Origin of the sequence: Paraburkholderia xenovorans, assembly GCF_046030735.1 — a bacterium.
Lineage (GTDB): Bacteria > Pseudomonadota > Gammaproteobacteria > Burkholderiales > Burkholderiaceae > Paraburkholderia > Paraburkholderia xenovorans_A.
On sequence record NZ_JAQQBV010000075.1, the window covers coordinates 1 to 8,470 of the forward strand.

At 57.6% G+C, this 8,470-nt stretch carries 4 protein-coding genes and 2 pseudogenes; 2 read left to right on the top strand and 4 right to left on the bottom strand.

Annotation, left to right across the window (positions count from 1 at the left end; translation table 11 throughout):
* Together PQQ51_RS33815 and PQQ51_RS33820 are read left to right on the top strand one after the other, a co-directional pair.
* A pseudogene (locus tag PQQ51_RS33815) lies at positions 1 to 951 on the top strand (ISNCY family transposase); the annotation flags it as partial.
* Between the two features lie 719 nt (positions 952 to 1,670).
* Positions 1,671 to 2,000 (top strand): annotated as a pseudogene (locus PQQ51_RS33820) (DUF6691 family protein); the annotation flags it as partial.
* 335 nt (positions 2,001 to 2,335) lie between these two features.
* On the opposite strand, the gene PQQ51_RS33825 reads toward PQQ51_RS33820, so the two are convergent.
* From PQQ51_RS33825 to PQQ51_RS33840, 4 genes are all read right to left on the bottom strand, one after another.
* On the bottom strand, positions 2,336 to 3,913 hold the full coding sequence (locus tag PQQ51_RS33825) for a methyl-accepting chemotaxis protein (protein WP_408501536.1): 1,578 nt from the start codon (positions 3,911 to 3,913) through the stop codon (positions 2,336 to 2,338).
* A complete protein-coding gene (locus PQQ51_RS33830; RefSeq protein WP_408501537.1) occupies positions 3,900 to 5,324 on the bottom strand; it encodes an MmgE/PrpD family protein in 1,425 nt (474 codons plus the stop codon). Before PQQ51_RS33830 ends, PQQ51_RS33825 begins: the two co-directional genes overlap by 14 nt.
* A 172-nt stretch (positions 5,325 to 5,496) precedes the next feature.
* On the bottom strand, positions 5,497 to 6,741 hold the full coding sequence (locus PQQ51_RS33835) for a porin (RefSeq protein WP_408501538.1): 1,245 nt from the start codon (positions 6,739 to 6,741) through the stop codon (positions 5,497 to 5,499).
* 531 nt (positions 6,742 to 7,272) lie between these two features.
* Positions 7,273 to 8,470 (bottom strand): 2-methylaconitate cis-trans isomerase PrpF family protein (locus PQQ51_RS33840; protein WP_408501539.1); only part of this gene is annotated, 1,198 nt, incomplete at its 5' end.

Below are 8,470 nucleotides of genomic sequence, written 5' to 3' on the forward strand. Positions count from 1 at the left end.
TCATGGGCTGGTGCTGTCGAAGGAAACGGTGCGTCACCTGATGACGGAGGTCGGGCTGTGGATTCCACGCCGGCAGCGGCCACCGAAGATCTACTAGCCACGGGCGCGGCGATCGTGTCTGGGCGAACTGATCCAGATCGATGGCAGCGATCATCGCTGGTTTGAGGAGCGGGCGCCGGCGTGCACGCTGCTGGTCTATGTGGACGACGCCACCAGCCGGATCATGGCGCTGCACTTCACGGCGACCGAATCGACTTTCAGCTACTTCGAGGCGACACGGGCGTATCTGGAACTGCACGGCAAGCCAGTCGCGTTCTACAGCGACAAGGCGAGCGTATTCCGCTCGACGCAGACCGCGACCACGGGAGGCAAAGGTGTGACGCACTTCGGCCGGGCGATGTTCGAGCTGAACATTGACGGGTTGTGCGCAAATTCAAGCCAGGCCAAGGGGCGTGTTGAACGCGCGAACCTGACGCTGCAGGACCGCCTGGTGAAGGAACTACGGTTACGCCAGATCGACACGCGGGAAGCGGCCAACGCTTACGCGCCCCGCTTCATCGTGAAGACACGGACGCGAACCGCAGGCTGGTCGGACGTTATATCGATGTGTATGAGTATCCGGACGGTCGCATCGAGATCCGCGCCGACGGCATCGCCCTTCCCTGCACGCCTTATGACCGGCTCTCGGAGATCGATCAGGGCGCGGTCGTCGACCACAAGCGGCTGGGTCACGTGCTGCAGGTCGCGCAACTCGTTCAGGCCGATCGTGATAACCGGCGAGCGTCAGGCTCGCCGTCACGGACCAATCAGGGGCAGGCGCCAAAGCTGAAGGAGCGTAAGGCTGGGACAAAGAAACAGCGGGAGATCGCGGTTGATGATCTGAACACCGCGATTGGCAGAACGACGGTCAGCCTCCAGGACTCTGTACTCAGAACCTCGTCAAAGCGATAACAAAGACACGACTACGACATTTCTACTTTGCTGCCGCTACGACACTTCAGAATGGCCTCGACACTGGATGTAAGAGCTTTTTGGTAATGTCTGGTTCTGGCAGAGGATCAACGCAAAGTTGCTATGGAATTCCCTCGGAATCCACCTAACACGTTCTGAAATTGGCGCATTGCCACGTTGCTACAGATAAATCGTGCTTTAGGTGGAGAAAAAGCGCCGAGGTCATTTCATAGCGACTTTAGGTGGAGTCGTCGCTCCTCCTAACAGTGCGCCGGTGACCGTGCTGGAGTTGCCCCCGTAACTCAGAGTGCTTCGGAGCAATTCACAAGTTGGCTACTGCATAGGGGTTCCGCACGAACGTTGTGGACGTCACCTCGATCCGCTCCGGCCGGAGACCAAGCCCGCATGCGCACCTCTCGATCCTCGGGCGACTGTGCCGCTGCGCGGCGAATCTGCAGCTCGAAATCCTCGCTGACTGCCGAGTAGCGCGTCATTGATTTCTGATCTGAAGCCTCCCACAGCGTGCCCACCGTGTTGCCTTGCGGCGGCACCTTGCCGCCGAGAAACTGCTTGATCTCTGCGTCGATCGGCGAAAGCTCGATGAATTCTCGGACCTTGAAGATGGTTCTATCACCCTCGTAACGCCATCCGGTGACGCCCCCCCCCCGAAAATTTGTCTCGGATAACCGTCTCGCCGCTCAGGATTGGGGAGAAGCACGAACATCGCGGGCAACTGGGACCCGTCACTGGCGTTCGTCATGGCCGGTGCGATCGCAGTTGGCAGTGTCGGCTTCGCGATAGCACGCAGGCTCGAGCGGAGCCTGTTCAACGCCCCCATGTCGTTGCCGGGCGCGACGCGTATTGACCGCCGCCTGCTTGCCGGCAGCGCCATGTTCGGCGCCGGCTGGGGTCTGGCAGGATTCTACCCGGGACCGGCCCTCGTGAGCGCCGGCAGCGGCGAGTTTAAAGCGATGCTGTTCGTCATCGCCATGCTCGTTGGCATGAAGATTTTCGCTATGGCCGAGCAACACACTACCCAAACCAACTGACGGTAACCTCGCACACATTCGCGTGTACGGCCGTCCTATGAGTTGAACGCGAAACGTTACGGCGGCCGTCTCATATCCGCCCAAACTCGGACGGCCAGGAAACTTCTCTGGGCGGCTGATCCCGTCCAGTTATTGCCTGACACGGAACAGGCTGCAATCGGACATTAATCAGCAATACCAGGTAGCAACGAACGTCAGGTAAGGCCGACCAATGGACTCCTGTGCCCTGCACGTTGCAAAATCGCGCCAACACCGCTTCGAGCGCCCTGCTCCACAACGCCTCGCCGAGGTTTGCCGCAATAACCGACGTTATCGCGGCCGGCCCACGAGCCTGGCTATGCCCCTCCCGGCCCACACGCAATCGTCCTTCCGAGACGGAACATATTGACGATGTCGCGAAGCATCTGCGCCTGCTCCTGCATCGACTGCGCCGCGGCGGCGGCCTGTTCGACCATCGCTGCGTTCTGTTGCGTCGCCTCATCCATGTGTGTGATCGCGCTATTCACCTGCTCGATGCCGCGAGTCTGCTCTTCGGACGCCGCGGAGATTTCGCTAATGATATCGGTCACGCGTTGCACTGAATGAACCAGCGACTGCATCGTACTGCCAGCCTTTTCTACAAGCGCCTTGCCATTTCCGACCCGCTCGACTGAGTCCTCAATGAGACGCTTGATCTCTTTGGCCGCTTCCGAGCTGCGGTGCGCGAGGTTGCGCACCTCTCCAGCGACCACCGCAAAACCCCTTCCCTCCTCACCCGCACGAGCTGCCTCGACAGCCGCATTGAGCGCCAGGATGTTGGTCTGGAATGCAATGCCCTCGATGACCGAAATGATATCAACGACCCGCACAGAACTGCTCGCGATGCTCTGCATCGTTACAACCACCTGTTGCATCGCCTCGCCTCCTTCAACGGCAATACGCGAAGTGGTTAGTGCCATCTGATTGGCCTGCCGCGCGTTGTCCGCGTTCTGCTTGACGGTCGCGGTCAGCTCTTCCATGCTCGCTGCCGTTTCGCCGAGCGATGAGGCCTGCTCTTCGGTGCGAACCGACAGGTCCAAATTACCCGCCGCAATCTGCCCGGCAGCTACGGTAATTGTCTCCGTCCCGCCGTGAATGCGACGAATTGTGTCGGCCAGCCGGTGCTGCATGCGTTGCATTCCGAATAGCATGCTGCCGCTATCGCCGGCCCTGAGCGTGACGTCGTGTGAGAGATCACCGTCAGCGATCCCTTCTGCGACCGTGGCCGCGTATGCAGGCTCGCCCCCAAGGCTACGTTTGACATTGCGGATGATGATCACGAACGCGACCGATCCCAGGCTGCCGATTACGAAGACCATGACCAGGTAGCTCAACAAGTCGCTCCTGAAGGCATCATCGACGTCGTCGACATAGACGCCTGAGATCAGATACCAGTCCCACGGCGCGAAGCGCTTCACGAAACTGATCTTCGAAATATAGTCTGTCTTGCCAGGCAGGCGCGCCATATAGTCGACAAAACCTTCGCCCTTCGCCTGTGCGACCTTGACCATCTCCACGAACAGGAGCTTGCCGTTGGGGTCCGCGGAGATGCTCACGTCCTTATTGCGCAAATCGGCGAGGACCGGATGCATGATGACGACTGGTGTTGCCGTAGTAATGACCATGTAGCCGTGGCCAGGAAAACGCATGGCCGAGAGTCGCGCCATTGCCTGCTGCTGGGCTTGCGCCTGCGTCAATTCGTTTCGCCCGGCCATCTTTGCGTATTCCGCGACGACTCCCTCCGCCGCATCGACCACGTCCTCAATTGCTGTCTTGCGCCCCGCCAACATGGTATTGCGCGACTGGATTGCAGCCCAGCCCCCGAGGAACAGAAGGCCAAGCCACATGATAAGCAATGCAAACCATAGCTTTGTGTTCAAACTAAAACGGTTCACTCTTATCCCCACGCCGAAATTTGGACCCAAGCAGCTCGGAGATCTCAGTGAGATCAGGGAGTTCTTCGAGGTCTGCAACGATTTCGACGATTCGCTGCGCCCCTCTTTGCGACAAGCAGGTGGCGACGTTACTGCGAAACTTACGCTCGATTTCATCCGGCGACACGTCGTCCTCCGGGCTTCCTCGGCGCGCGAGTACTTCACGCTTGAACACTTGCCCAGTGAACGTGCGAACGCTGACACGGCAGGCATGTCGATACGCTGGGCCCATTTGCTCCAACTCTGGATCCTCGAATGCACGGATTCGCGGAATGAAGGCAAGCACGTCCGCATTTGCGATACAACTATCGTCGTAGTGAGCAGCCGTCACGTCGCCGTATAGAGCCATTACCGCCATACCATAGGCCAGATTCATCTGGGCGGCCGTTACCCCGCCAGGTTTGTACTGCCACGCCGTATGAACGAACGTCATATGCCCGCAACCCACCTCGATTGACTCAATGTTGCGTGCGCTTAACTCTCCATCGCTGATAATCTGCTTTAAAGCGTCCAGCGATGTGTGGATGCTCGTGACATTCGGATACATTTTGAAACCGACCTTTCCCGCTTCCCAGTCGGAACCCAGTCCCTGAATAAGCTTGTCGAGACAATAGTCCCGCGAAAACGAACTAAGGAACCCGCCGTAGTCAACCTCCAACACGTTTTCAATACCCGTGAAACCTCGCGCGCCAAGGAGCGCCGCCATCAGGCCACTCTGCGACGCTCGACCAGCGTGCAAGCGCTTTACCATTGCGCCTTCCTGCGCCGCCATCAATCCCGAGCCCAGCGAACCGGCAATGCCAAGCGCATGCTGTGCGGATTTCGCGTCAAGTCGTAAGAGGTTTGCAGCAGTAGCGGCCGAGATGAAGGCCCCGGTAGTGGCTTGCGGATGAAAACCGTTGAGGAACAGCGCTGTGGTCGCGGCGTTTCCGACACGAAGACCCACCTCGTAGCCGGCGACAATGGCAGTTAGCACGTCACGCCCTCTTGTTCCCGACCGCGCCTCTGCAAGTGCAAGCGCCACCGGCACGGCAATCGAATTGGGATGAAGCACCGATTCTTTGTGAATGTCATCCATTTCGAAAGCGTGCCCCGCAGTGCTGTTGACCAGCACGGCTTGAGTCAATGAGGTTCGCTTACCCGTTCCCCACAGTCCTGCCATAGGGGTCCCGCCCTCGACCAGCGCTAAATCTCTCAGCAGTTTCGTCCAGGGAAGCTGCGCGCCGTGCAAACAGACTCCTAACCCGTCAAGCACATGCAGTTTGATTCGCTTTACCAACGAGGTTGGAATATCTGAAAACTGCAAACTCGCAGCAAAACTGGCCAACGCATGCGTTTGACCAAGGGAATTGTGCGTCGTCGGGTTAGTCATCTGATGATTCTCCATCAATTGTCGCGATTGTCATGTCCGGGAACTTTTCGAGCCAACGTCGCAACGACGCATGCGCAAAATTTTTTGCGGACGGCGAGACCGACCTACACAGAAAGCTGCCATCTTTACATGGCCAGGCACAGACTCACCGCCATCGTCTTAAGAGCTACGCTCAGAACTTGTGCCTGAGTCCGAGACGTACAAGAACCTCGTGATTATTGGCCGATGCAGTCTGGCCCGTGATGCTCGCGACCGCAGGCTGATTCAGCGAATCAGTGCCACCGGCATGCTGATAGATGACGATCGCATACACATCGGTCCGCTTTGAAAGGAAATAGTCCGTCCCAACGGAGGCTTGTTGATACGTCGCCCCTGCTCGACCCGAAGCACCGGACGAACGCGTGTAGTCGTACGCGACACCCGCAAGCAGGGCCGGACTGATCTGATACTTGAAATTCGCTTCTGCGTTGTTGAACGTTGCCGTCCCGGAATACCCCAAAGGATTGGGTCCCGATGAGCCGGTATTGCCCAAGCCGCGAAACTGCGTATTCGAATAGGTCGCACCAAGCGTCGCGGAGCCGATGACATAGCTGGCGCCACCGGCAATAACCTGTGTTGTACTCGCCGACGCATATCCCGCAACGACAGGATTGGATTGGGCACTGGTTGCGCTCCCGAGCGCCCCCATGTTGTTGCTGGTAAGCGCGGTGCCTGCCGAGGGATTGGTACCAAAGTACGAAAAGTTTGGGTTTCGTGCATTTAGATAGCCAACGCCCAAAGCGAGGGAGCCGGCGGTGTAGCCTGCACCCAGAGACCAGATCTGATTTCTTCCGACACTTCCGGAGACACCCCCGAGACTATAGAGGCCGCCGAAGTTGAATCCGCCGTAACTCCGGCTCATGTACTTCACTGAATTGTTTATGCGGCGAGTATTCAACAGATTGTCGACGTCGTCCGGGTGCGAACTGATGTACCCGCCCCACTGTGCTCCGGCAGCGAACGGTTGAACGAAACTCACCACGGGATCGTACTGCCGGCCCAATGTGACCGTGCCGTACGAAGACTGCAGGCCGACATAGGCCTGGCGACCGAACTCCGCGCCGCCCTGTCCCAAGGTTCCGTTGTTGATTGCGAATCCGTTCTCAATCTGAAAAATAGCGCTCAGTCCTCCTCCGAGATCCTCAGTTCCGCGAAGCCCCCATCGACTCCCATTCTGGCCGCCCGTTGAGCCCTCCTGCAGTGAATACTGGGAGTGCCCCACCAACTGGTTACCCGATCGTCCTGTCTGAGCGTTGCTGAGATAGTTCACACCGACATCTATGAGGCCATATAAGGTAACGCTACTTTGCGCCGACGAAATACCCGGCACGACGATGCCCGCCAAAGTTGCCGTTGCTGCGAGAATGGTTTTTTTCATGTTCTCCTCTAATCTCCATATTTTTTGTTCAATTGGACAGTGATATTTTTCAATTAATTCGTATTGCTAATTTACTTAAAAACACCGACACCGGAATTCACTGACCATTCAAGAGAGATTGAGTCTCTCTCTCCGACAAACCCAATGACCGTATCGCCAGGAATTTCTCATGCCAATACGTACTATTATCATAACAACAATGCATCATTGGTATAGAGGTTTACCGCGAGTCTGAGCGTCCTCTACGCTGGAGTCGAAGCGTTAGCGCTAACACAACGATGTTCCAGGCAGAATGGTTCGGGATTTTGCACTGAGCGCGGAACTGGGAGATGAGCGCAACACGTCGCCTTTCGAAATCCAAGGGCGAAAATCGACACCCTGGCGGGACGCGTAAAGACCAGGCACAACAGTGTCGCGCGGTAAACCTGAAGTTAGATTAGACGGTGCAAGCAAGGCGACGCAGGCCGCACGGACCTGTCGACCCTCGCGTGCTCTGCCGCGCTCAGGTGGCCTCGCCGGCATTCGTACCGGTCAACTCGCGTTCAAGCTATCAACTGGAACGCACACATTCCCTTCCATCATCCGCCTTGCTGTGCGGGCGAATCCAAGAACACGAAATACCGGCTCCGGCCCTTCGGTCGTGTCATCGGTCTCAACCTTCACGCCCATAACGCCCAGTGGGTGACCGATGCGCAATGTCGTCGCATGGCTCACGCCGGGCCCCAGTATTTTGTTGACCACCGAGCCAGAAACACGTGACGCCGCCGCCGTGCAAATCGATCCAGTACCAGCCATGCTTTCATGGCATTTGCCCAGGAAAACCAGGCGGGCACACAGATCGTGCTCGATCGCCAATTGCTTCCTGCCGTTCATGTCGACATAGTCCGTCGGCGCAGCGACCATGACGAACAGCGGTACGCCGGGAAGATGAACCCGCCTCCAGTCAGGCCACATCCCGATCATCTGACCGACCTTCGACTGTATCTCGCCAATGGTAGCTATCAACCGTTCGTTGCCTGAAACGGCGGTCGGCAGTTCGGTACCATCCAGTCCTAGCGAATTGGCTGTTATGAAAACGCACGGGTTCGCCGCATCGGCAATGGTGATCTCAATCGTTCGTCCATCAATGAGCGTAAGTTGGTCCACGACGTTCCCGGTCGGCAGTAGCCGGCCGGTCTTCGCACCCACGGTACCCGAGAAGTCCATCAGAATCTCCGCGCCGGTACCCGGCACGCCCGCAATGGCGCAATCACCAATTACACGCGCCTTGCCGCCAGCAACGGGAACTCTTGCAACAAGGATTTTGCCGGTATTCGTGTTGTAGATGCGCACCACAGTAAAAGGCTCGATAGCATCGATGAGCCCCTCGTCGATCGCGAACGGCCCGACACCCGAGGAAATATTGCCGCAATTCCCGTCGTACCCGATGAGCTCTCGCTCGATATCGACCTGTGCAAAAGTGTAGTCAATGTCGGCGTCAGGCCGATTTGATGGCCGCACGATCGCGATCTTTGAAGTAACCAGCCTCGATCCGCCCAGTCCATCGATCTGCATCAAGTCCGGCGTGCCCATAACCCGCATCAGAAATCGGTCTCGCTCATCCTTTTCCACGGGGAGATCTTTGTCGTGGAAGTACAACCCCTTGCTTGTGCCGCCCCTCATCAGAACGCAAGAAACGAGGACCTGGTCGGGCAGAATTGCGAATGTCATAGCCGGGCTCCATTTAGAT

Bases quoted from the DNA above. Each gene is read 5' to 3' on its own strand.
- PQQ51_RS33830 (WP_408501537.1), bottom strand. From the start codon at position 5,324: ATGACTAACCCGACGACGCACAATTCCCTTGGTCAAACGCATGCGTTG.
- PQQ51_RS33835 (WP_408501538.1), bottom strand. From the start codon at position 6,741: ATGAAAAAAACCATTCTCGCAGCAACGGCAACTTTGGCGGGCATCGTC.